23 protein-coding genes are annotated in these 24,582 nt (G+C 43.4%); 4 read left to right on the forward strand and 19 right to left on the reverse strand.

The annotated features are described in order from the left end of the window. Nucleotides 1-475: 475 nt before the first annotated feature. The 11 genes from der to QM351_RS05210 form a co-directional block, all read right to left on the reverse strand. The gene (der, locus tag QM351_RS05160) at nucleotides 476-1,786 is read right to left on the reverse strand and encodes a ribosome biogenesis GTPase Der (protein WP_031575509.1); all 1,311 of its coding nucleotides are present in this window, start codon (nucleotides 1,784-1,786) and stop codon (nucleotides 476-478) included. A 57-nt stretch (nucleotides 1,787-1,843) separates the two neighbouring features. Then, nucleotides 1,844-2,557 (reverse strand): nitroreductase family protein, encoded by a 714-nt coding sequence (locus QM351_RS05165; RefSeq protein ID WP_070466415.1) that lies wholly within the window; start codon nucleotides 2,555-2,557, stop codon nucleotides 1,844-1,846. After that, nucleotides 2,554-3,453 carry a primosomal protein DnaI gene (gene dnaI, locus QM351_RS05170; RefSeq protein WP_003008404.1) on the reverse strand — a complete coding sequence of 300 codons (900 nt, stop codon included), beginning with the start codon at nucleotides 3,451-3,453 and terminating at the stop codon, nucleotides 2,554-2,556. The genes QM351_RS05165 and dnaI overlap by 4 nt, the downstream gene beginning before the upstream one ends. Then, nucleotides 3,454-4,632 carry a DNA helicase gene (locus QM351_RS05175; RefSeq protein WP_414326820.1) on the reverse strand — a complete coding sequence of 393 codons (1,179 nt, stop codon included), beginning with the start codon at nucleotides 4,630-4,632 and terminating at the stop codon, nucleotides 3,454-3,456. Beyond that, complete coding sequence (nrdR, locus tag QM351_RS05180) at nucleotides 4,633-5,106, reverse strand: transcriptional regulator NrdR (protein WP_003005476.1); 474 nt, start codon at nucleotides 5,104-5,106, stop codon at nucleotides 4,633-4,635. Nucleotides 5,107-5,270: 164 nt separating this feature from the next. Next, nucleotides 5,271-6,083, reverse strand: a complete 813-nt coding sequence (locus QM351_RS05185; protein WP_049492433.1) for an endonuclease/exonuclease/phosphatase family protein — start codon at nucleotides 6,081-6,083, stop codon at nucleotides 5,271-5,273. An 85-nt stretch (nucleotides 6,084-6,168) separates the two neighbouring features. Next, nucleotides 6,169-8,364 (reverse strand): PTS transporter subunit IIBC, encoded by a 2,196-nt coding sequence (locus QM351_RS05190; protein ID WP_414326822.1) that lies wholly within the window; start codon nucleotides 8,362-8,364, stop codon nucleotides 6,169-6,171. A gap of 231 nt (nucleotides 8,365-8,595) precedes the next feature. After that, complete coding sequence (locus QM351_RS05195) at nucleotides 8,596-9,294, reverse strand: response regulator transcription factor (protein WP_414326824.1); 699 nt, start codon at nucleotides 9,292-9,294, stop codon at nucleotides 8,596-8,598. Nucleotides 9,295-9,303: 9 nt separating this feature from the next. Next, nucleotides 9,304-10,728: an NADP-dependent phosphogluconate dehydrogenase gene (gene gndA, locus QM351_RS05200; protein WP_003008422.1), complete on the reverse strand. Its 1,425-nt coding sequence runs from the start codon at nucleotides 10,726-10,728 to the stop codon at nucleotides 9,304-9,306. Between the two features lie 169 nt (nucleotides 10,729-10,897). Continuing rightward, a complete protein-coding gene (locus tag QM351_RS05205; protein WP_003017392.1) occupies nucleotides 10,898-12,376 on the reverse strand; it encodes a flotillin family protein in 1,479 nt (492 codons plus the stop codon). A 123-nt stretch (nucleotides 12,377-12,499) separates the two neighbouring features. Next, complete coding sequence (locus QM351_RS05210; protein WP_003017358.1) at nucleotides 12,500-13,039, reverse strand: YceD family protein; 540 nt, start codon at nucleotides 13,037-13,039, stop codon at nucleotides 12,500-12,502. Between the two features lie 203 nt (nucleotides 13,040-13,242). On the opposite strand from QM351_RS05210, the gene QM351_RS05215 reads away from it, so the two are divergent. The 3 genes from QM351_RS05215 (at nucleotide 13,243) to QM351_RS05225 (ending at nucleotide 15,604) form a co-directional block, all read left to right on the forward strand. Then, a complete protein-coding gene (locus QM351_RS05215) occupies nucleotides 13,243-14,103 on the forward strand; it encodes a helix-turn-helix domain-containing protein (RefSeq protein ID WP_049472051.1) in 861 nt (286 codons plus the stop codon). A gap of 110 nt (nucleotides 14,104-14,213) precedes the next feature. Further along, nucleotides 14,214-14,390 (forward strand): hypothetical protein, encoded by a 177-nt coding sequence (locus QM351_RS05220; RefSeq protein WP_021153728.1) that lies wholly within the window; start codon nucleotides 14,214-14,216, stop codon nucleotides 14,388-14,390. Next, entirely contained in the window at nucleotides 14,387-15,604 is a 1,218-nt protein-coding gene (locus QM351_RS05225) for a transporter (protein ID WP_414326826.1), read from the forward strand. Before QM351_RS05220 ends, QM351_RS05225 begins: the two co-directional genes overlap by 4 nt. Before the next feature lie 300 nt (nucleotides 15,605-15,904). Here the strand turns inward: QM351_RS05225 and htpX are convergent, their stop codons facing one another. Continuing rightward, on the reverse strand, nucleotides 15,905-16,801 hold the full coding sequence (gene htpX / locus QM351_RS05230; RefSeq protein WP_021153731.1) for a zinc metalloprotease HtpX: 897 nt from the start codon (nucleotides 16,799-16,801) through the stop codon (nucleotides 15,905-15,907). 1 nt (nucleotide 16,802) lies between these two features. Beyond that, nucleotides 16,803-17,363 carry a LemA family protein gene (locus QM351_RS05235; protein ID WP_023918932.1) on the reverse strand — a complete coding sequence of 187 codons (561 nt, stop codon included), beginning with the start codon at nucleotides 17,361-17,363 and terminating at the stop codon, nucleotides 16,803-16,805. A 70-nt stretch (nucleotides 17,364-17,433) separates the two neighbouring features. Between QM351_RS05235 and rsmG the strand changes: the two genes are divergently transcribed. Next, on the forward strand, nucleotides 17,434-18,147 hold the full coding sequence (rsmG, locus tag QM351_RS05240; protein WP_414326829.1) for a 16S rRNA (guanine(527)-N(7))-methyltransferase RsmG: 714 nt from the start codon (nucleotides 17,434-17,436) through the stop codon (nucleotides 18,145-18,147). 330 nt (nucleotides 18,148-18,477) lie between these two features. On the opposite strand, the gene QM351_RS05245 is transcribed toward rsmG, so the two are convergent. The 6 genes from QM351_RS05245 to QM351_RS05270 all read right to left on the reverse strand — a co-directional run bounded on the left by QM351_RS05245 (nucleotide 18,478) and on the right by QM351_RS05270 (nucleotide 24,562). Further along, nucleotides 18,478-19,380: a carbohydrate kinase family protein gene (locus QM351_RS05245; protein WP_414326831.1), complete on the reverse strand. Its 903-nt coding sequence runs from the start codon at nucleotides 19,378-19,380 to the stop codon at nucleotides 18,478-18,480. Between the two features lie 83 nt (nucleotides 19,381-19,463). Continuing rightward, nucleotides 19,464-20,216, reverse strand: a complete 753-nt coding sequence (locus QM351_RS05250) for an SDR family oxidoreductase (protein WP_287312465.1) — start codon at nucleotides 20,214-20,216, stop codon at nucleotides 19,464-19,466. 4 nt (nucleotides 20,217-20,220) lie between these two features. Next, nucleotides 20,221-21,051: an energy-coupling factor transporter transmembrane component T family protein gene (locus tag QM351_RS05255; protein WP_227223963.1), complete on the reverse strand. Its 831-nt coding sequence runs from the start codon at nucleotides 21,049-21,051 to the stop codon at nucleotides 20,221-20,223. Beyond that, nucleotides 21,023-22,726, reverse strand: coding sequence for an ABC transporter ATP-binding protein (locus tag QM351_RS05260; protein ID WP_023918938.1), 1,704 nt, complete (start codon nucleotides 22,724-22,726; stop codon nucleotides 21,023-21,025). Before QM351_RS05260 ends, QM351_RS05255 begins: the two co-directional genes overlap by 29 nt. Continuing rightward, nucleotides 22,727-23,500: a nucleoside phosphorylase gene (locus QM351_RS05265; protein WP_414326834.1), complete on the reverse strand. Its 774-nt coding sequence runs from the start codon at nucleotides 23,498-23,500 to the stop codon at nucleotides 22,727-22,729. A 156-nt stretch (nucleotides 23,501-23,656) separates the two neighbouring features. Further along, on the reverse strand, nucleotides 23,657-24,562 hold the full coding sequence (locus tag QM351_RS05270) for a DUF4299 family protein (protein WP_414326836.1): 906 nt from the start codon (nucleotides 24,560-24,562) through the stop codon (nucleotides 23,657-23,659). Nucleotides 24,563-24,582 lie beyond the last annotated feature (20 nt).

Consider the following 24,582-nt stretch of genomic DNA (forward strand, 5'->3'; position numbering starts at 1 on the left):
GCTTTTCACCTGATTTCGTAATAGAGTTACCTCAATCAGCTATCCATGATTTTTCTCTTTTAACCGTCTGAGCGAACAATAGACAGAATAGCTAAATAGAGAGGAGAAAGATCCCGATAGCCCACAAAAAATACGACCTATTTTTTAATAAATCCCCAACAATAGGATCAAGAGCTCCAAGCTTACGATCGAACCGAGAAACAAGAGATACAGATAGATTTTAAATAATAAGTACACAAACCTAAAGCTCTCATGATCTTCATGAGTTTACTCTTCTCAACCTTAAAAAAAGCTAAGGAATAAAGCATATCCGGACTATGATACTACGCATCTGACTATCCTCCACTTCATTTTACCAGCTTATTAAAAAAAGCAACGCTTATGCGCTACTTTTAGTTGTTTTCATAGTTGGAAGAATGAGCATTTTATCATTTGAAATATCCTTCTCCACTTTGATCCATTTGTCTCGTATTCCCTACTTCCGTTTTCGCGCAATCAAATGGATCGGAGTGCCTTCAAAGACAAAGGCCTTGCGAATTTGGTTTTCTAAGAAACGAAGGTATGAGAAGTGCATCAGTTCTTCTTCGTTAACAAAGACCACAAAAGTTGGCGGCTTGGTTGCCACTTGTGTCGCATAGAAGATCTTGAGGCGTTTTCCTTTATCTGTCGGTGTTGGATTGATAGCAATCGCATCCATAATCACATCGTTCAAGACAGCTGAAGGAATCCGTGTATTTTGACTTTCGCTAATCTGTTTGATCATCTCTGGCAACTTGTGCAAGCGTTGTTTGGTAAGAGCAGAGACAAAGACAATCGGCGCATAAGAAAGGTATTGGAATTGATCGCGAATGTCATCCTCCCACTGCTTCATGGTATGGTTGTCTTTTTCAATGGTATCCCATTTGTTGACAACAATGATCATGCCTTTCCCAGCTTCATGAGCAAAGCCAGCGATCCGCTTGTCATACTCCCGAATCCCTTCTTCGGCATTAATGACCATCAAAACCACATCCGAACGGTCGATGGCACGCATGGCACGCATGACAGAATATTTCTCAGTGTTTTCATAGATTTTACCAGATTTGCGCATACCAGCTGTATCGATCATGGTAAATTCTTGGCCATCTGCATCGGTAAAATGGGTATCGATGGCATCCCGTGTAGTTCCAGCAACAGGGCTTGCGATGACCCGGTCTTCTCCAAGGATCGCATTGATCAAGCTTGATTTTCCAACGTTTGGGCGACCAATCAAGCTAAATTTGATGATATCTGGATTTTCTTCTTCTGTATCATTCGGAAGATTTTCGATGATGGCATCGAGCACATCCCCAGTTCCGATCCCGTGGACAGAGGATACCGGTAGTGGCTCACCCAGTCCCAAGGCATAAAAGTCATAGATATCATTGCGCATCTCTGGGTTATCCACCTTGTTGACTGCAAGAATGACCGGTTTATGGGTCTTATACAAGATACGAGTGACATATTCATCCGCATCCGTGATCCCTTCTTTTCCAGAAACAACAAAGACGATCACATCTGCTTCGTCCATGGCAATTTCTGCCTGATGCTTGATTTGCTCCATAAATGGGGCATCTACGTCATCAATCCCCCCTGTATCAATGATACTAAATTTTCGATTTAACCACTCAGCTGTTGCATAAATGCGGTCACGAGTGACTCCTTCTACATCCTCAACGATGGAAATCCGCTCACCGGCAATCCGGTTAAAGAGTGTAGATTTTCCGACATTGGGACGGCCTACAATCGCAATAGTTGGTAGGGCCATGATTTCCTCTTTTCTAATGAAAGGCGAGATTTCGGTTCAAGAACGCCTCTCTTCATTTCATAATAGTTTGTGTTTTTCTAGTAGTTTTTTGGTCTCTTCTTGTTCAGGTTGACCAAATTGAGCTGCAAGGCGCTCGCTCCAGCTATCTGTTGCACGCGCTCCAGCATAATCTGCCTGAACCTTGTCATAGGCAGTCACAACTGATAGGTCTTGTTCTTGGTATTCTTCTTCAAAAGCAACCTGCTCCAATGGCAAACGTGGTTTCACTGCATGCTGCTGATTAGGTACTCCGAGAGCAATCCCAAAAACAGGATAGGTATAGTCTGGCAGACGGAAGAGTTCTGCGACTTCTTCTGAACAGTAGCGCAACATGCCGATAATCACTCCACCATAGCCGAGACTTTCAGCTGCCAATAGCGTATTTTGAGCTGCTAGAGCCGCATCCACTGAGGTGATCAGTAAGTTGTCCACCCCTTCAGGATGGAAATCCTGCTCATGAAGTTTGACAGCTTTTTCAGCACGGTTTAAATCCCCAACAAAGAGGAGAAAGACGGCTGATTGGCGAATTGCTTCTTGAGGAAGCAAGTCGTATAGAGCTTCTTTCTTTTCCTTGCTTTTGACCACAATCACAGAATAAGACTGAAAGTTTTTCCAACTTGATGCCATCTGCCCAGCTGATAAAATTTCCTTGAGGTCAGCTTCTTTGATGGCTTCTTCCTTAAAACGGCGAACAGAAAAATGAGATTTCATTAAACGGATGGTTTCATTCATCGACGATTGACTCCTTCCAGATGGATTTCCTTGGCTAAAAATTTCACGCGCTCCATGACCCGTTTGGCCTGCCAGGTTTCATCTCCATTGCGCGAAGCCGCAAAATGACGTTCCAACTCTTCAAAATTAAAGTTAGAAGTAAAGAAGGTTGGGAGATTTTCCTGCATTCGGTGCTGCAAAATCACCTGTAAGATTTCATCTCGCACCCAGGCTGACATCTGTTCCGCACCGATATCATCGAGAATTAAAATTTCGGCTTTTTTCACCTGATCGACGGTTTCTTTGACCAAGCCTGAACTGATGGCATTTTTGACATCGATCGCAAAACTTGGGAAATGAAGTAGGGTAGTAGAGGCCTGACGTTTTTCGGATAAATCATGAGCCAAGGCTGCCATCATGTAGCTCTTTCCTACTCCAAAATCACCATAGAGGTAGATCCCCTTTTGATATTCCGGATAGTTGGCTACAAAATTGGCTAATTCTTCAAAGGCCTCAAATCGTCCCTTATCATCGAGCTCTACCTTGGCTAGACTCGCTTCTTTCAAGGTTGAAGGGAGATTGATCAAGTTGAGACGTTGGTTGATCGCAGCTCGTTTTTGGGCTTCGATTAACTCTGGCGTTTCCTCATAAGCGACATCTGCATAGCCTTCATTCATGGTGAGGATGGGCTTATAACCTTTGGCAATATAATCCGGATCTCCCAATAAGAAACGGTTGCGTTCACTAATGTATTGATTAAATTTTGAAATACTCCGTCGAATTTCTTGTTCAGACAAAGACTGGTCCTTGATAAAGGCAGCAACTTCTTGGTCTGCCAAGATCTGTGCGACCAAATCCTCATAGTTAAATTGACGCGCACGGTTCATGTGAGACATAGTTTGACCTACACTTTCCATCTACTCACCTCCTTGATTCAGTTTTTCTAACAGGCGTTGTTTCTCTTTAGCAAGATCCACCTTTTCTGCTTGACTGGTTTGATTTTGATAGTTTGGTTGGCTCCACTTGGGAACATTGCTGTTCTTGCCCTTGGCTGATGTAGGACTCGTCCCCTTGTTTCCTTGAGCCTTAGCTTGTTCCTGGCGTTCTCGAACTTTTAAAATCGCTAGTTCTGCACTGTTGACCCCTTGATAAGAAAAATCATTTCCTACCTTCAAAGCATACTTTTCATTGAGATTAGCAGACTGGGTCTTGTTAAAGGTCAACAATAAGATAATATTGATCACCTCATCTAGTAAGCCTAGATCAGCTAACTTGGATAAAGTCTTGCGTTCGCTCTGCGTAATGGTCGCATTGCGTGCCTTCTTAATCTCCGCTAGAAATTGTAGGCTGGATTTTGCCTTAGCTTCTCTCAGAATGGTTTCTTCCTGACGGCTATAGGACATGCGGGGTTGCTCTTGGTTGGCCTGAGCCAACTTTTGCTTCATTCTCTTTGGAGAGACAATCCGGTCTACAGCCGTTTCTTTTGCTAGGAGATAGGTTTCATACCAGGTCCATTGTTGCTCTTCTGCGATGGCAAAGAGAGCTAGGGTTGCTTCTCCTTCATCCGCAAAACGAAGTCCATCACGCACCATCATTCGCTTAAACATCTCCATATCGAACTGCTGTTTCTTACTTGGAAGAACGGTCGTCTCCCCAGCATCTATTCCAAAGACTTGCGAGAAGGAAACTTGCCGTCTAGTCCCTAAAGAGCGTACTGGGAGCAGATCTTCCACGGCCTTTTCCCCAATCTTTTTTTCAAGCAAGCGTTTGAAAACAGCATTCGAAAAAAATTCTCCTGCCTCAAGAGGAGCATGTAACTGAATGGTGATCCCAACTTCTTCCTCATAGAGATCGATCAACCCCATGGCAATTAACCGGTCAAAAGCCAGTAGCAACTGTGGAAATCCTATATTCAAATGATTGAGGATTTGAGCCAGTAAATATTGTTTTTCACCCTGATCATAAGAGGCCAGCAGATAACGATAAACCGTTACCGTTTCCATCTCCAAAATAGGCAGGTAATACTGCTCCAATGCAGCCCCTGCCGGTGGAAGAAGATTATTTTTTAAAAATGCGAAAGGCGTATTGGGCTTCATCTATTTTTCCTTTTTCTTCTTGGTTCCCTTCGTAATTTGTTTCAAGAGGGTTTCTAACTCACCGACATCCTTGAAACTCCGGTAAACACTAGCAAAACGGACATAGGTGATCTCATCTAGATCTGCTAACTCATCCATGACCAACGAACCAATATATTCACTGTTGATTTCATTATCACTTTGGCTGCGAACCTTTTGCTCGATCCGGTTTACAATTTCTTCGATTTCGTCACTAGAAACAGGCCGTTTTTGAGCTGAGCGGATAATACCATTAAAGATTTTATCACGAGAAAATTGCTCGCGTGTCCCATCCTTTTTGACAACCACTAGGGTCCGCTCTTCCACTCGTTCGTAGGTAGTAAAGCGATAATGGCATTCTTCGCATTCCCTGCGACGACGGATGGTGTTCCCATCTTCAGCTTGTCGACTATCCACCACACTAGACTTACTTCCACCACATTTTGGACAACGCATTTGCTACCTCCTTAAACTGTTTTAACACTTCATTTTACCATAAATTGAATCGTAAAGAAAGCAGAAGAACAGGAGAATCCCCTATGCTTGCTCCTCATTGATCCATAAAAAAGAGTCGAAGGACGATTGAATAAAAACGTTTTCCTTTCGACTCTCCATTTATATTAAAGTGATAATTCAGCTTCTAAGCCATAGTGATCACTGACATGGGGTTTGTTTTGATCATCAAAAATGACATGTAGACGCTGGATGTCCCATTCTGGACTTGCAAAGACGTAATCGATTCGCAATGGAACTTGATTATCCGTCCAGCCATCGATTCCAGGACCTACAGTATAAGTCCCCTTTGTTTCTTTAGCTTCGATAAAGCTGTCTTGAAGCTTAAGGGAACTGGATAGAATCGTCTCATACCCTTCTTGACCGGCAGGATTATTGAAATCACCAGCTAGAATAAAGGGTTTGCCTACTTGGCTGAAGTAGTTCTCAATGCGTGGCCACTCAAATTGGAAACCTTTGTCCCACCAAGAAAGATGGACGCTGGCAACAGCAATCTCTTTGCCATCTACACTTGTATGGGCAACGGCTACTCGACGAGTATGGTAGTCCGTTGGATCATCCATATTGGATACCAAAATCTCATCCGCCTTCAAGGGTTGACGCGAAAGAACGGCCACACCCTCATTGAGGTGATCATAGCCAATATGGTTATAAGCCCAAGTCCAATAATAGTGGAGTCCTTGAGCAGCTAACTCTTCTACCAATACGCGAACAAAGTGATCTTTGTGAATGGCTACAGATGATGGCAAGGCTTGATAATACTCATCTGTTTCGACTGCTTCTGAGCCCATTTCTTGATTGACCTCTTGGAAACAGATCACATCATATTGCGCTTCCAAAATTTGTTCCTTGAGGGTTTCAAATTTTTGCTGAGCATTCTCTTCCATCCAACTATGGGAATTTAATGTTAAAAATTTCATCCCCTGATTTCTCCTTCTCTCCAAATCAAGAAACGGCAAGAGGCCGGGTGCACTGCCCCAACCTCATTTTCTTTGCCGATGTCTTTTATAATTCTACTGTTGCAACTGGCGCATTTGCTGCCAATTTACCAGTATGTTCGACATTAACGGATTTAATCGCATCTGCATTTGTGAAGACAACAATTGTTGAAGTTTCACGACCAGCTTCACGGATCGCATCAAGGTCTGCTTCTACCAAGAGGTCTCCAGCAGCCACTGTTTGACCTTCAGAAACTTTAACCTCAAATGGTTTTCCTTCAAGACTAACAGTATCTAGACCGATGTGAACCAAGACTTCCAAACCATTATCTGTTACCAAACCAAGGGCATGTTTGGTTGGGAAGACACTAGTAACTTTACCAGCAACTGGTGAAACGATGTGGCCATTTTCAGGCTCAACTGCAAATCCGTCTCCCATCATTTTTTGTGAGAATACAGGATCTTTCACATCTTCGATGTTGATCACTTCACCATCTGCAACAGAGTGAACTTCATCAGTTACCCCTTTAAAGGTTGCTTCAGCCTTTTGAACTGCTGTCATTTGGCTAGGAAGTGTTTCAGGAATGACTTCACCTGAATCAAGAACGTCTTGGATATCAGATTTCAATACGTCAGCTTTAGGTCCGTAGATGGCTTGGACCCCTTGTCCTTTCATGACAAGACCCATAGCGCCTTCAGCTTTCCATTGTTCTTCTGTTCCGACTTTTTCAGCGTCCTTAACGGTTACACGAAGACGAGTCATACATGCGTCAACGTCTACGATATTGGCACGTCCACCAAGAAGGTTGATGATGTTAATGACTTGTGAGCTTGCTGAGCTTGTAGCAGCACCTGCTGCTGCACCATCTCCTGCAGGGGCATCATCATTTTGTTCATAGTTACCGTTACGTCCTGGAGTCGCATAATTGAATTTCTTAATCATGAAGTTGGCAATGAAGTACATGATAAATCCAAAGAGGACTGTTACCCATACAAAGTTAAAGATATCTAATGCCAAACCAGCGTTGATGGCCATTGGGGTACGTGTCAAGAATTCGATTGAACCGAATGAGTGAACTCGAAGGTTAACCAAGTCAGCCATTGCAAAGGCAGCCCCTTGAACAAGAGCATAGATGATGTACAATGGTGTAGCAATAAACATGAACATGTATTCAATTGGTTCTGTTACACCTGTCAAGAATGTTGCAAGGGCAGTTGCAAAAAGCATCCCTTTGTATTTTTCTTTTTTATCTGGATCCACATTGCGGTAGATAGCAACCACAATCCCCATCAAAATACCAAATGATCCGATCATTTGACCAACTTTGAAACGAGCTGGTGTGTAAGCATGAAGCAAGTGTTGGTATTGGCTAGGATCAGCTTTCTTCAAGTTAACAAGGTCTGTTACCCAAGCCAACCAAAGTGGATCTTGTCCAAATACAGTTGTTCCTTTGGCAGCACCTGTAAGAACTTGGTAGCTACCACCCAATTGAGTATAGTTGATTGGAATGGTCAACATGTGGTGAAGACCAAATGGCAAGAGAAGACGTTCCAAGGTACCAAACAAGAATGGTGCCAATACTGGAGCTGTTGATTGTGAGTTGGCGATCCAAACACCAAATCCATTAATTCCTGATTGAACTACTGGCCACAAGGCTGACAGAACCAAGGCTGTTAGAGCTGAACGAACGATAACAACGAATGGTACAAAGCGTTTCCCGTTGAAGAAAGAAAGTGCTTCTGGAAGTTTACGGTAGTTGTAGTATTTATTGAAGGCAGTTGCTCCAACGAAACCTGAGATAATCCCTACAAATACCCCCATATTAAGGGCTGGTGCTTCAAGAACGCTGATGAAATAGTCCGCAACTTTAATCGATCCACCAAAGATTGTGTGAACCGTTGCAGATTTATCAGCTAACATTGCAGATGTCACTCCGAAAACTGCACCGGTAATACGGTTAATCAAGATGAAAGAGAGACCAGCTGCAAAGGCACCCCCTGCACGTTCTTTGGCCCAGCTACCACCGATAGCAAGGGCAAAGAGGATGTGAAGGTTTCCGATAACCCCCCAACCGATTTGTTCGAGAATTCCACCTGTAATAACAAGTGGAGATAAATTCGGGTTGATCATAGGGATTGATTTCCCGATTGAAATCATCAACCCAGCCGCTGGCATGACAGCGATAACGACCATCAAGGCCTTACCGAACTTCTGCCAGAATTCAAAGCTAAATAAACTTTTGAATGATCCTTTGTTCATCATTCAACCTCCTTATATTGTTTAAGGCTTTGTTTTAAGAAAACGTTTGCGCTTAATTTGTTTCTAGTATACCATATTTTAAAAATTTGTAAAGCCTTACATTCATTTTTTTCTCCAAATTTTATCATTTTTTATCTTTTTTAAGCCAAATTCTTTTTAAAACTCATTCTTTTTCGACGCAAACGTTTCCCTTGAAGTGTAAAAACATTCGAACCCTCTAAGGGTTCGAATGTTTTATTCTAATGCGTCTTGCATGGCGTAGCCAATCCCACGAACGGTCTTAATATAGCTTTTTTGACCTGGTAGATCAATTTTCCCACGAATATACCGGATATAGACGTCAACAATATTAGTCTCACCTGTACTCTCGTACTTCCAGACACTCTCCAATAACTGATCTCGTGTCACCACTCCTTTGCTTCCCATCAGGGTCGCCAAGAGGTCGTATTCTCTGCGGGTCAAACTAATCATGTCTTTCCCACGATAGACGGTATGGTGTTCCACATCAATGCGCAAATTGCGGTATGACGTTGGGATTTTCATCTGGCTACAATGTTGGTCAATATAATCACGTCCTCTAAAAATGGCTGTGATCTTATCTACCAAATCGCTGATAATAAAGGGTTTGACCATATAGGAAACGGCAAAGCGCTGAATACTCTCTTTGTGCTCAGCAATTTTTTCGCGGCTATCCAAAACAATCAAAACAGAAGCTGGGCGAATCTGACTGATTTCCTCTGCGAATGTTTCACCAGACATATCTGACAGATCGTAATTAAACAAGATCAGATCATATTTGGTCGCAGCAATCAAGGCCAGACCCGCTTTTCCATCCTCGTCCACATCAACTTGATACCCCTCTTTTTGAAGTTCCAAATCAATGAAGCGAGCGATTTGCTTCTCATTTTCTACTAGTAGAACTCGTTTGACCATAGAGCAAGATTATTTTTCGTCGTACCAAGAATAGTGGAAGGTACCTTCTTTGTCTTTACGTTGGTATGTATGAGCACCAAAGTAGTCACGTTGTGCTTGGATCAAGTTCGCTGGAAGATCCGCTGAACGATAGCTATCGAAGTAAGTGATGGCTGCTGAGAAGGTTGGTACAGGTACACCTGCTTGAACAGCAAGAGCTACAATGTCACGAACTGATTGTTGGTACTTAGCAGTGACATCCAAGAAGTACTCATCCAATAGAAGGTTAGCAAGATCTGCATCGCGGTTGTAAGCATCTGTGATCTTTTGCAAGAAACGAGAACGGATGATACATCCATCGCGCCAGATAGATGCGATGTCCGCAAATGGTAAGTTCCAGTTGTTTTCTTTAGAAGCAACACGCAATTGCGCAAAACCTTGTGCGTAAGAGATGATTTTTGAGAAGTAAAGGGCTTGACGAATTTTTTCGATCAACTCAGCCTTGTCTCCTTCAAATTTGAATGCAGCTGGTTTTGGAAGAACCTTGCTAGCGTGTACACGTTCTTCTTTGTAGGCAGAGATGTAACGAGCAAATACTGACTCAGTGATGAGTGACAATGGTACACCAAGGTCAAGCGCTGATTGGCTAGTCCATTTACCAGTTCCTTTGTTTCCTGCAGCGTCCAAGATGTAGTCTACGATTGGTCCATCTTGACCTTCATCGTCTTTGCGTTTCAAGATATCAGCTGTGATTTCAATCAAGTAGCTGTCCAACTCACCCTTGTTCCATTCAGTGAAGATTTCAGCCATGTCTTCTGCAGAAAGGCCAAGCAAGTGTTGCATGAGGTCATAGCTTTCTGCGATCAATTGCATATCCCCGTACTCGATCCCGTTGTGGACCATTTTCACGTAGTGACCAGCTCCATCAGGACCGATGTAAGTCACACATGGTTTTCCATCTTCAGGCGCTTTTGCAGAGATTTCTTCAAGAACGTCAGCTACCAAGTCATATGCTTCTTTTTGTCCACCAGGCATGATAGAAGGACCTTCAAGGGCACCTTTTTCCCCACCAGATACACCAGTACCAATAAAGTTGATTCCTGAGTTCGCCAATTCTTCATTACGACGGATGGTATCTTTATAGAAAGTATTTCCTCCATCGATCAAGATATCACCTTTATCCAAGTGTGGAAGAAGGGCTTGGATGGTTGCGTCTGTACCAGGTCCTGCTTGAACCATGAGCATGATACGACGTGGTTTTTCGATAGAGTTTACGAAGCTTTCGATATCATAGCTTGGCACAAAGTTTTTATCAGGATGGCAAGCAATCACATCTTCTGTTTTTTCTTTACTACGGTTAAAAATGGCAACTGTGTAGCCACGAGATTCGATATTAAGGGCAAGGTTACGACCCATTACGGCCATACCAACAACACCAAAGTTTGCTTTAGTCATGTGACACTCCTCTTTATAGTTTGCCTTTATTCTACCATTTTTCCTCCTCAAAAGAAAGCAGAAAATAGCTTCCCACCTTCTCTAAGAGGGAGAAGATCATGCAAGTTATTTGATCTTAAAAACAAAAGTGCCCGAGAAACAGTTCTCAGACACTTTCTTAAGAATGGTATTAATCTTCTTTAGAAGCTAACTCCTCTGCTTCAATGACCGGTTGTTCTCCTTCTTTGAGTTTGTTGACCGTCATATTAACTCCAAGGGCTCCTGCTAGTAATTGACGAATATCAAATCCAGCTCCTTGAGAGACTTGGTCGATACTTTGCATAATATCTCCCACCATCTTAGAAGCATTGCCTTCCCCGTACATGGTGATCTTATCAACCTTGGTTAATGGTTCTGCGACAGCACGCGCAATTTCAGGCAACTTGTCAACGACCATTTCAGTAATGGCTGCTTCTTGCATTTTCTTCATCGCTTCGGCCTTTTGGTCCAAACCTTTGGCTTCGGCTTCCAGTTTCAAGCGAATGGCTTCAGCCTCGGCACGACCTTTGGCTTCAATAGCTTCGGCCTCTTGCAATTGGGCAAATTTCTCAGCTTCGGCTTGAGCTTTTCGAGCTTCGGCTTCTTTTTGTGTTTCGAAGAGTTCTGCTTCCGCCTTGCGTTGGCGTTCAATCAATTCTGCTTCTGCAGCTTGTTGACGCGCATATTTTTCAGCTTCAGCTTGTTTGCGGATGTTGGCATCCAATTCTTGCTCACGAACCTTAACTTCGCGCTCTTTGACTTCCGCTTCTTTTTCCTGTTTCATGATATTGGCTTCGGCTGCCACGCGCTCTTGTTCACGACGTTGCACTTCTGCCTCAATCCCTTTAGCGGCATCTGCTTTTGCTTGGGCAATATCTGCTTCTTGCTTGAGGGCTGCTTGTTTGAGTTTTAATTCGTTTTGTTTTTGCGCGATTTCAAGATCGGCAGCGACGCGTTTGTCGTTAGCCAATTTATCTTGTTCTGCTTCGACTTCCTTGCGTTCGCGTTCTGCTTTGGCTTTGGCAATCAAGGCATCTTTCTTAATGGTTTCAACATTTTCAATCCCGAGGTTATCGATGACTCCCCCTTCATCAGAGAAGGATTGAACCGTAAAGGCGATGACTTCTAGACCCATTTTAGCCAAGTCTGGCGCTACGTTGTCTTGCACTTTTGAGGCAAACTCTTGACGGTCATTGACCATCTTACGGAGCTCCATCTGACCGATCACTTCCCGCAGATTTCCTTCCAAAACATCTTGGACAGAGTTGGAAATATCTGTCGTATTCCAGTTCAAGAAGTTTTCTGCAGCCCGGGCAATCATTTCATCGGTTGTACCAATTTTTAATTTAACAGCTGCATCGGCACGGACGTTAATGAAGTCCAATGTTGGGACTGCTTCTGACGTCCGAACATCTGTCGAGAATTGCTCAATATCAAGATAAGAGCGTTGTTCGACAAAGGGAATCATAAAGCCAGCTTTCCCACGCAAGTGACGTTGTTTCCGAAGACCGGTAATGACCACGACTTCGTTGGGTTTAGCGTTGACATACCCTTTGACCAACAAGATCAATACAAGAATGGCTACGATTACAAAAGTAATCAACCAACCTGGAATAAATAAAGTATCCATACTTTTTCTCCTTTTTAGAGGTCTCCCCTCTGTTGTTTATTAATCCTAGTATATCAAAAGAAGGCCTTTCCTCAAAGAAAAGACCTGTATTTATGTCTAAATTTATCAAATGCAATCTCTAGCTTATTCTTCGTCAAACAAGCCATTTAGACCAGCGAAAGGACTGTTTTCTTCTTTCTTGATCGCTTGAGCGGCTTGGTATTCTTCTTCGGATAGGATTTTCCAATCATTGCCTTCGATAAAACCTTGTCCAGCCTCTTCTTCTGGAGTAAGAACCTTGAGGGGAATATTGAGCAGGATATTATCCGCTACACTCTCACTCAGGTCAATCTTCCCACCTTCGATTGGAAGGATCAAGTCTTCCTCTAGGGCCTCGATATCTGCGTCAGACTGTACATCCTCCGCAAACACCTCTGTTACAGGATAGCTCTCTTGAAGCTCGACAGGCTCCATGCTTCGGCTAGATGCCAAAACGATGGTGTAGCTCAACTGGTAATCCAAGATATAGAGGCCTGTATCATAGGCTACTCGTCCTGTCGCTGTCACATTCTTTAAATCAAGAATTTCTGGATTACGCTTTTGCAATTCCTTGAGCAAATCCAACTCTTGATCAAAAGCTAGTCCTTCAGGATTTTTACGGATTTCTTGTGTAAATAGGTTCATTCTTTTGTCCTCAAATCTTCTAGATACTACTAGTATATCATGAAGCTGCCCCTCAACCAAGAAGTCTCCTCAAAAATTTGTTATAATCATGAAAAAGATACAGTAACTAGGCCAATTGGTGTTGTACACAAGGTCCCACCATCTCTTGGACAAAAGAGGGTCACTGGCTAGGGCATTGAGCAATGTTAGATAGAGGAGAATTCATGAAAGAAATCGGAGCAGTTTTTCGGCAAATACGTGAAAGTCGTCACATCTCTTTAGAGGAAGCTACGGGTGGCGAATTTTCGCGCTCTATGCTGTCGCGATTTGAAAGAGGAGAAAATGACCTGACCACGCAACGGTTTTTTCAGGCCCTTCAACAGATCAAAACCAGCCTCAGTGAGTTTTCTCATCTAGCTGGAATCGATCAGCACTCTTTTATTCCCAAATTGTTGAAAGAGCACTATGAAAACATGAGCTTGGAACACGACCAAGCCTTGTACCAAACTTACCAGCTAGCCTATCAGAAACATCACAAAAAAGAAGACCTCTTAGCCAGCATTATTCTCAAGGCCCAAATGCTTGGCTTCTATCCTGAGGTGGAGCTCACCGCTAGCCAAGAGGAACTGGATTTCCTCCATGATTATCTCTTCTCTGTCATGATCTGGGGAAATTTTGAATTGAACCTGTTCTCTCTGACCTCTCCACTTTTCTCTAGTCGCCTCTATCGACAATACACAGAGGAGTTGGTCCAAAGGGAGGATTTCAAGCTTCTCCTAGATTCCTCTCGTCCTGCCCTTAACTCTATTTTTCTTAATGGCTTCTTTCTGGCCATTAGTTCAAATGAATTTGAAGATGCAACCTATTTTGATCAGTTGATCAAGGACCACTTTTACTCCGAAAATGAAGCCTACCATCGGACGGTTTATCTCTACGCCAAAGGAGAATTTCTCTATCGAAAGGGAGAAAAAGAAATCGGTCTTGAAAAGATGGAACAGGCCATCCAGGTTCTCTCTATTCTGGATTGTAAGGACAGTGCCAACTACTACAAACAGGGCCTGCAAGAACTGATCAATAAATCCTAAAAACTCACAGATCTACTCTGTGAGTTTTTGTTGAAAATATGCAACATTAATTTTTTCTTGCTTTTTAGGTTTACAATAGGACTATCAAGTAAAGAAAGAAGGTTTTTCCCATGATGACCAAACTAAAAAACCACTTCCTCCGCTTTCTTCTCTCACATACTAGCGTCTATCTGAAGGATCAGAAGCTAGCTCTTTCAGAAGAGGAAAAATTGGAGCTCTTCAAACAGATCGTTCGATCCATCAAACAAGTCCTACCCACTAATCACGTGAAGGAGGAAAGCTTATGAAACTCTTAGTCCGTAATAAAATTTTTGCCTTACTCAGCCTTTCTCGCTTTTTGAATACTCTCGGTGCTGCCATCTACAATCTGGTCTTTGTGGTCTTTGCTGCCAGCATGCCACAGCCGAGCCTAGCAGTTGGAATTGCTAATCTCATTGTATTTATTCCTAGCCTCTTTACCATTTTTGTCGGGATGAAGGCTGACCGTACGAAGAAAAAAGCTAACTGGTTGATCCGCATTGGCTATCTTCAAGCCATCCTCTTCATCCTTATTGCTCTCATGACCAAGATTCCGGGTTACCTAGCCTTTTCGATTGTTTGCTTTTTAAACATTGTTTCAGATTGTTTGAGCGATTATCGCGGGGGCCTACAACTCCCCATCATGAAAAAGAACATCTCTAGCGAGGATTTGATGGAGGCCTATTCCTTCAACCAACTACTTAGTATGGTCTGTTCGATTTCTGGACAAGCTCTAGGAGTTTGGCTGCTAGCTATCAGCCATCAAAATTTTGCCCTGGTCGCTTCGATCAATGCAGTGACTTTTCTCCTGTCTTCTACCTGTCTCTTGATTAGAAAAAAGCAGCTGACACATGATCCCGTCATTGAGCCCAAAAGTAAGAATTCTTTGGTACACGAATGCCAAGAGATGTACCAGAACGCCAAAAGTATTTTTGCAGATGAGGAGGTCCACCACTTTGGCAAGTTGCTCTTCTCATTGGTTCTCATCAATGCCTTAGGGGGATCCATCTCTGGCATCTACAATTTGCAACTGCTTCACTCCCCCTTCTTTCAGTTGAGCTTTAGCCAATCGCTCTTGATTTTAGAGGCAGTGACTATTTTAAGCATGGTCTGGGCTAGCCTGACACCCCATGACTATTTTTCCAAGCAATCGCTCCACCATATCCTCCTGTGGATCGCAGGTGGGCTGACCCTGCTTGGTCTCACAAATATCCTGATGCACTGGGACATTCTTTCCCTTCTACTCATCACTTTCCTTGGTTATCTTGTAGCAAAAATCAACCCAAAAGTTTCCAGCCTTTTAATGAGCAAATTACCCGCTGAAAAATTAGCTTCTACCTCTAGCTTTTTGGGACTGATGGTCAGCTTTGCCATGCCACTTGGGACAGCTCTCTTTTCTAGTCTAGCTATCTGGAGCCTTTCCCTAGCGTGGGGGATCTTTGCCATCCTTGGTTTCACTACCCTCCTCATATCTAGGAAATAAAAAATCCACCGTTTGGTGGATTGAGCTTGAGGACAAAGTCATCTTAAAAACTTTCCTTAGGTGAGGACGGACGTCAGCGAACTTCGAAGAAGTTCCATGACTAATTATTGAGCCTAAGGTCTCAATAATTCCGAGTGCCTGAAACTAAATAGCTTCAGGCACTTTTCTCACGGCGGAAAGTTTCAATAGATGAGTTAATAATTCTAAAGAATAAATTTCTTTTATTTGTATAGAATTTATTAGATTTATAAAGAAAAACAGTTTTCCCACACTCTCAATCCTGCTAATGATGGATTTACTTTACATATTTCTTAATCTTTCAACCCGCTCAGCAATGGGTGGGTGGGTATAAAAGAGTTTTTGCAAACCGGATTCTTTTTTTGGATCGTTGATAAAAAGAGCACTGCTCGCATCATCGACATGTCGTTGCATTGGTTCGCTATTGTCTAGTTTTAACAAAGCATTGATCATCCCTTGAGGATTCCGCGTCAATTCAACACTTGAAGCGTCTGCTAGGAACTCCCGTTGACGAGAGATGGCTAACTGGACCAAGGTCGCTGCTAATGGCGCTAAAACGATGGCAAGCAAGGAAAGGATCAACATAACAATCTCCAAACCACCGCTACCTTCTCGATCATCGTCCCGGCTACGACCACCGCCCCACCACATCATCCGGCCACCAATGCTAGAAAGCATGGTGATGGCACTGGCAAGGGCCACTGCAATCGTAGAGATGCGGATATCGTAATTGCGAATATGGCTGACTTCGTGTCCGATGACTCCCTCCAATTCCTCACGGTTCATCACAGCCAGAAGACCTGTCGTTGCTGCAACAGCAGCATTTTGAGGATTAGACCCTGTCGCAAATGCATTCATAGAAGGATCATCTACAATATAGACCCGAGGCATGGGGATCTGGGCTACCATAGCCATATCTTGTACAATATGGTAGAGTTGAGGGGCTTGCTCTTCCGTTACCTCACGCGCCCCATTCATCCGCATGACAACTTCGGTGGATTGAAAAATCATGCTAAAGGCATAGATTCCACCAATAATCAAAGCTAGGATGACGCCACCAAGGGAGGAGCCTAACCAGAGGTAACCAACGGCTGCTCCGATAAGAGCTAAGAGTATGAAAAAAGCAATAAGGAGAATCCAAGTTCTCCTTTTATTGCTTGCAATTTGGTCAAAGAGCATATTAGTCTCCTAATCCGCTAAAGTCCACCTTTGGTACTGCTTTTTCTTCTTCAGGCACTTGAAGAAATTCAGCTTGTCTGAAGCCGAACATTCCAGCAATTACGTTTGTTGGGAAAGTTTCCAACTTGACATTGTAATTGCTTGTGACACTATTGTACAATTGACGAGCATAAGAAATTTTGTTTTCTGTGTTGGTCAATTCTTCTTGCAATTGCATGAAGTTGGTGTTGGCTTTCAAGTCTGGGTAATTTTCAGCCACCGCAAAGATTCCTGCTACTTGGCGTGAAAGAGCATCACTGGCTGCCATTGCTTCTGCAGGTGAAGAAGCTTGCGCCACTTGTTGGCGAAGTTGAGTCACTTTTGCTAGTGTATCTCCTTCGTACTTGGCATAGCCTTTAACGGTTTCGATCAAGTTTGGAATCAAGTCATTCCGACGTTTCAATTGCACATCAATTTGACTCCATGCTTCACGAGTTTGCATGCGGCTTTTCACCAAACCGTTGTAAACTCCTACTACAATCAACACAAGGACCACAATGATCCCAAGAATAATCCAAATCATTTTATTGAATTCCTTTCATTTCTTTCTACCAGTATATCAAATTTCCCTTATTTTGTGGTAAAATAAAAGCATGAAACCAGAAGAATTTTATGCCCGTTTAGCCGAACTCGGCTTCCCATTAACTGACCGTCAAAAAGAGCAATACGAACGCTATTTTGAGCTCCTCGTGGAATGGAATGAAAAGATTAATCTCACTGCCATCACCGAAAAAGACGAAGTCTATCTCAAGCATTTTTATGATTCTATCGCACCCATTTTACAAGGTTTGATCGAAAGCCACCCCATCCGTCTCTTGGATATCGGCGCGGGTGCTGGCTTTCCGAGTCTACCAATGAAGATCCTATTCCCTGAGCTAGATGTAACCATTATTGATTCCCTCAATAAGCGGATCAATTTTCTCCACTTGCTGGCTGAAGAGTTGGGCTTGAGCGGAGTTCATTTCTACCATGGACGTGCGGAGGACTTTGCACAAGATAAGGCCTTTCGTGCCCAATTTGATATCGTAACCGCCCGCGCGGTTGCCCGCATGCAGGTCCTCTCTGAACTGACCATTCCTTACCTGAAAGTAGGGGGACGTCTTCTTGCTCTTAAGGCCAGCAATGCTCCAGAAGAGTTGGAAGAAGCCAAAAACGCCCTCAACCTGCTCTTTAGCAAGGTTGAAGACAATTTACAATATGAATTGCCAAATGGCGATCCACGCTATATCACTGTAGTCGAAAAGAAAAAAGAAACACCCAATAAATACCCAAGAAAAGCAGGCATGCCCAATAAGCGTCCATTGTAGTAAGATACAAAGGGCTAAGCGGATAAAGTCAAAATAGGGAATTCGACGCAGAATCCAAAAGATTCTAGGAGGATTCATCTTTTTGACACAATCCGCAGCCCGTGTTCATTTCAGTAAGATACAAAGGGCCAAGCGGATAACGTCAAATAAGAGGCTGGGACAAAAGTCCTAGCCCTCTCAATTATTTTTGGATTGTCAAGCAAGACGCAGTGGTTGAGTGGGCTCTACTACGCTGATTTCATCAGCTTTTACAGCCCTACTCAACTGTGCGGAGGTGGGACGACGAAATCGAATTCTAACGAATTACCGATTTCTGCCCCACTCTCTTTTTTATTTTTGTTTCAATTCTGTTCGCAGGGCTTCTTGTTGCTCTTTTGTCAGATGAACCCCCTTACTTGCAACAATCTGACTAGAGACTTTGTTGGCAAAACTTAAGGCTTGTGTCATATCTAAACCTTCTAAACGAGCTGCAATAAAAGCGCCTACGTGGCTATCTCCAGCACCTACTGTATCGACGACTTCTGTTGGAAAACCGTCTGCCTCATACCAGTTGCCATCATAGGCAACCGCTCCTTTTTCACCCAAGGTGACAATGACCAATTGTCCCGTTCTCTGATACAAGTGTTCGATGGCTGGCTGGATCTCTCTGCACCCTGAAAAAGCCAGTGCTTCAGCCTCATTAACATGGAGAATTGGATGCAGATCATAAATTGCTTCCAGTCGTTCCTTTGGAATCAAGAGTCCGCGTGGCCCAGGTGCGAAAATCACCTGGCCTTCTAGTTGCGAAATAGACTGGACCAATGCAAGACCGGTTGGCTCCTCGACTTCAAGGCCACACAAGTAGATGTAATCAAACCGATCTGTCTCGATCTCTTTTAGCCACTCCGCTTGGAAGCTATACTCCACTCCGTGGTCCGATAAGAAGGTCCGCTCACCATCAGACTCTACAAAGCAGTAACAGCAACCATTGGCCCCTTCTAATGAGATGCTAGAGGAAATTCCTAATTGTTTCAACTCTCTCCGAATAAAATCACCATACATCCCAGAACCAACTGGCGAGACAAACTGGTAGGGTTGCGACAAAAAATGAAGGATATTAACGACATTAAAGGCACAACCTCCCACAGACCATTGCTGGTGATCAATATGGGCATCTCCTTCACGACTTGGCAAACGATCCAAGTAGATCATCACATCACAAACTGTAGAACCAATAATTAACGCAGCTGTCATCTTTTTCTCCTTACTTTGCCTTCTATTATACCAGAGGAAACATAAAAAACAACCAACCCCTTGTGGAGTGGTTGCTTCTCTTTTTAATCACGATAAACGGGTTGAGGGCCAAAGGTTTGTGAAACCGGCATGATTTCAATCCGATTGACATTGACATGCTTGGGCTGTTGGATCAACCAAGCTACGGTGTTAGCAATGTCTTCAGGCTGAATGGCATGGGCATCACGATAGAGGGCTTCTACCCGTTTTTCGTCTCCTTTAAAGCGAACAGAAGAGAACTCTGTCCCTTCACAAAGACCGGGTTCAATATTGCTGACACGAATCTTTTTGCCAGCTAGATCCGCCCGAAGATTGAGGGAGAATTGCTTGACAAAAGCCTTGGATGCCCCGTAAACATTGGCCCCTGGATAAGGCACAGTTCCTGCGGTAGAGCCCAAATTGATAATATAGCCATCATTTCGTTCCACCATCTGGGGCAAGATTTTCCTTGTCAGATAGGTCAAACCGACAATATTGGTCTGAATCATGGTCAGCCAGTCTGCGACCTCTGCTTCATAAGCTGGGGCGAGGCCTAGAGCCAAGCCAGCATTATTGACCAAAACATCCACTCTCTCCCAATCTTTTGGCAAACTGGCAAGTGCATGATCTACCTGAGAAAGATCCGTCACATCCATTTGCAGGGGATAAAAGGCTTCTCCCAACTCTTCTTGAAGGGCCTGTAATTTATCGATGCGTCTAGCTGACCCGATCACACGGTATCCATCTGCTACTAAGCGACGGCAAATCGCTTGACCAAAGCCAGCTGAAGCTCCTGTTACTAAAATCGTTTCTGACATGTCATTACCTCCATGGATTGTAAAAACGTCCCTGATTGACAAAGATCAGGACAATACTCAAGACCAGAACAGCTAAGGCTGATAGAATCATCCCATAATCTTTCATTTCCATGGCTTGATGAGAATACCAGGTCCGCTTTTTATTTTTACCAAAGCGACGCAGTTCCATAGCTGTAGAAATACTGTCAATTCGTTCAAGTGAGCTAAAGATTAAGGGGGAGATAATTTGCAAATTGCCTTTGATCCGCTGGATCAGCTTGGCCTTTTTGGACAACTCCACCCCTCTGGCTTCCTGAGACAATTTAATCGTTTGATATTCTTCTTGTACGTCAGGAATGTAACGCAGAGTCAAGCTGACAGAATAGGCAATCTTGTAAGATACGCCAATTTGGTTGAGGCTTGAAGCAAACTGACTAGGATGGGTCGTCATCAAAAAAATCAAGGCTAGAGGTATGGTACAGACATACTTAAGAGCTAGATTAAAAAGATAAAAGAGTTCCTGCGAGGTGATACTATAGGAGCCCCACCCCTTCATCAGTACTGTCTTTGCCCCGTAGATCTCTACACCATACTGGGGGGCAAAGAGATAGACCATGACAACATTTAACAGTGCAAAAACAAAAGCAAATGCAAGTACAAATGAAATATCTCGAAATCGAATACGAGCTGTAGAGAATAAAAGCAAGGCGCCCACACCAATTCCTAGAAGGAGCCGGGTATCATAACTCAACATGGCCGCAAGAGATACAAAAAGAAGAAAGAGTAACTTACTCGCACCTGAAAGGCGATGAAGAAAACTCGTCCCCTCATGGTAGCCGACTAATCGATGCTTCATGATCTACTCCTTTCTGTTGCATATAAAACTGCGTTAGCGCCAAGGGATCCATTCCTAATCGATTGGCTAAGGCAAAAATCGAAGTCTCTTTGAGATTAGCCTCTTGTAAAATATCCGGATGAGTGAACAGCTCTGCAGGTGAGAGATCAGCTAGAATTTGTCCGTCTGATACCACAAGTGCACGATCAGAATAATCCAACATCAGTTGCATATCATGGGTAATCATGACAATGGTATGGCCTTTTTCTTGCAAGCTATCTAGAAATTCCATGATGTCAGTGTAATTGCGTTGGTCCTGACCTGCTGTCGGCTCGTCCAAGACCAAAATTTCTGGTCCTAAAACTAGTATAGAGGCGATGGTCACCCGTTTCTTTTGCCCATATGAGAGGGCAGAAATCGGCCATTTACGAAACTCATAGAGACCACAAGTTTTCAGTGCTTGATAGACACGCTCCTTAATATCTTCTTCCGATATCCCCCGCAAGCGCAAACCTAGAGCGACTTCATCAAAAATCATATTGGTCGAAATCATTTGATTGGGGTTTTGCAGGACATAGCCGACTCGCTCAGCCCGTTCCTTGACACTCTCCTGCTTGATATCTTCGCCTCTAGAGGTGTATTGCCCTTCTGTGGTAATGAATCCACAGATGGCTTTCGCAAGAGTTGATTTCCCTGCCCCATTCTTCCCAACAATCGCTAAGCGCTGCCCTTTCGGAATCGTGAGTGATATATCTTTTAAGATCGGATGATTTTCTTGATAAGCAAAGGAAATCTGCTCCAACTTCAATAGTTCTTCTGCTTCACCAGTTTTAGTAAAGGTCGCTTCTGGAATCACACAATTTACATCATCCAGTTGGATATCGTCCAAACGATCCAGATGCTCCAATTGATTGATATCCTGTCCAAGCTGGCGAAGAGTTGTTAAATAGAGGGGTTCTCGAATCCCATTTTCAGCCAGCAGTGTCGTCCTCAACAACTCATCTGGGCTCCCATTAAAGAGAACTTGACCTTGATTGATCAAGATAACCCGATCGACAGGACGGTAGAGTACATCCTCTAAACGGTGTTCGATAATAATGGTGGTCGTCCCCTGTTCTTCATGAATCTGATCAATCAGATCAATAATATCCTGACCCGACTTGGGATCTAGATTAGCCAGTGGTTCATCAAAAAGGAGGATCGGACTTTCGTCAATCAGAACACCTGCTAAGCTCACTCGCTGTTTTTGCCCACCGGACAAATCTTGTGGCCGATGATCCAAGAGCTTCATCAAATCCAAGCGTTCTGCCCAACTCTGCACACGCTCTTTCATCGTTCCCAGATCCACCATGTCATTTTCAAGAGCAAAAGCCAAGTCTTCTGCGACACTCAAACCAATAAATTGGCCATCTGTATCTTGCAAAACCGTACTAACCAAGTGAGATTTCTCATAAATACTGAGATCAAAGGCTTCTTTCCCCTGAATGAGGAATTGCCCACTACTGGTTCCCTTATAGATATTAGGGATAATCCCATTTAAGCACTGGCCAATGGTTGACTTACCAGAACCAGACGGCCCAACAATCAGAACCTTTTCCCCCTTATAAATGGTTAAGTTGAGATTTTTCAAGGTTGGTTCAGACTGTGCCTTGTATTGGAAGGAAAAATCCTTCAGTTCAATCATTGCTTCTTTCATTTAGTTTGCCTTTTCCCAAAAGAGCGCAAATTGGATGGCTAACTCTGCGATTCGATCCTTGCTATCTAAATCCTCATGACTAGATAAGGTTCGGATATCCCATTTTTCTTCCGAGAGGTGGTCAGCTGCGTAGAAGAAATGGCAGAGCTCAAAGCCCCTATAAGCTGCTAGGGCTGCCACTGCCGAACATTCCATATCCACACAGATGGCTCCCGCTTCCTTTCGTCGCTTCATCTTGTCGATGGTTTCCCGGTAGGGTGCATCTGTCGTCCACACTTTTCCTGACTGATAAGAAACCTTGTGACTGTCCAGAAAGGCTTGGAAGAGAGGGAGGGGTTTCTTGTTTACTTCCACTTCATCACTAGCCGGAAGATAGTGGTAACTAGTCCCCTCGTCGCGAAGAGTAGCTGTTGGAATGATAATGGAGGTTGCTTCGATATCACGGTCTAAAACCCCACATGTTCCAAAGAGCACCAGTTTTTCCATCCCAAATTGAATCAAATCCTCTATAATCCCCACACAGGAAGCAGCCCCAACTGGTGCATTAAAGGCACCAATCTGTTGGTCTCCAATAGTGATCCCATAGACCAGGACTTCAAAATTGGCCATGGAGGTTCTTGCAATGACCTCATGGTCATAATTCTCAAGGAGGCGCGCAAAAGTTACTCTTGAAAAGCAAGAGATGACTACTTTGGGAAATCCTTCAATTGGTTGGTGTAAGTCTTGTGGATTGATAATCGCCTGTCGATTGGCATCAAATTCTTCTAACAGCATTTCGTGCACCTCTTTCATTCTACTTCTAGGCCCCTATTATACCATAATTAGCCTAGTCATTGGTTTTTGATCAAAGGAAGAGCATAAAAAAAGAACTGCTCCCAGACGTTAGATTTTTCGGATCAAACGTTGGAAGGACAGTTCCCTACGATATTGTTACTTGTTTTCCAACTGCGCTAATTCTAGCAAGCGCTCTTTGGACAATTTTTTGATTTCAATTTGACTAGCATCTAGCAGCTGGTATTCATCTGGCTCTAGCGCTTCTATAAGGTTCTTCAGAGCAAGAGACCCAATTGGATGGTAATTTTCTGGCTTATCCGGATCTCCATCTATCGCTACCAATAGCACCCGCCAATCAATGATACCTGCTAAGCCCACAATTTCTACATATTCTGCAGGAACATGTGGCACGCTTGGCAAGACCGTATCCGTATCTTCTGTCAAGCTATAGCTGGCTAAGAAGGCTCCTGTCTCCTCCTGTTGATAAAAACGGACTTGACTGAAATATGCTGCACTATATTGAATCTTCTTGATAAAGGCAGAGTAGGCTTCTAGTGGATGGACATGGTTCAAGACTTCCTGCACTGTATCCCGATCCAAATAGACTGGATGAGCGAAGCCTTGTACTTCAAACTCTTTTAGATCTTTTTCCTTGGTCACATTACCCAGCGTTTCTAGGATAATGACTTCATAATCAAAATGGAAAATAGAATCTGGAGTATAGCTCACGCCGTCGCTGGCCACAATCTCCGTTCCTAATACTTCTCCTAGGCGACTAAGCCATCGAAGGGCCAACTGCCAATCTTCTTCTATCGCAAAAGAGGGCACCTGAATCTGATAAGACTCTTCCTCATCAAAATAGCGTAACTGCAGAGGAAGACCGCTCTTACCAAATACGATACAGTTCAAGCCTTCAAAATCATTTAAGGGACGATGAAGGGTAGCAGGATCATAGTTGTAGGTTGTCAACCCTTCTACCAATTTAAGAACTTCCTGTGCTGCGAGTACTTTCTGATAGCCAAATAAGCTCTTTTTATTTTTGATTGAAAACACGATACTCATTTGTTTTCTCCTTTGTGAAA

It is taken from the genome of Streptococcus parasanguinis (assembly GCF_047465465.1).
Lineage (GTDB): Bacteria > Bacillota > Bacilli > Lactobacillales > Streptococcaceae > Streptococcus > Streptococcus parasanguinis_AI.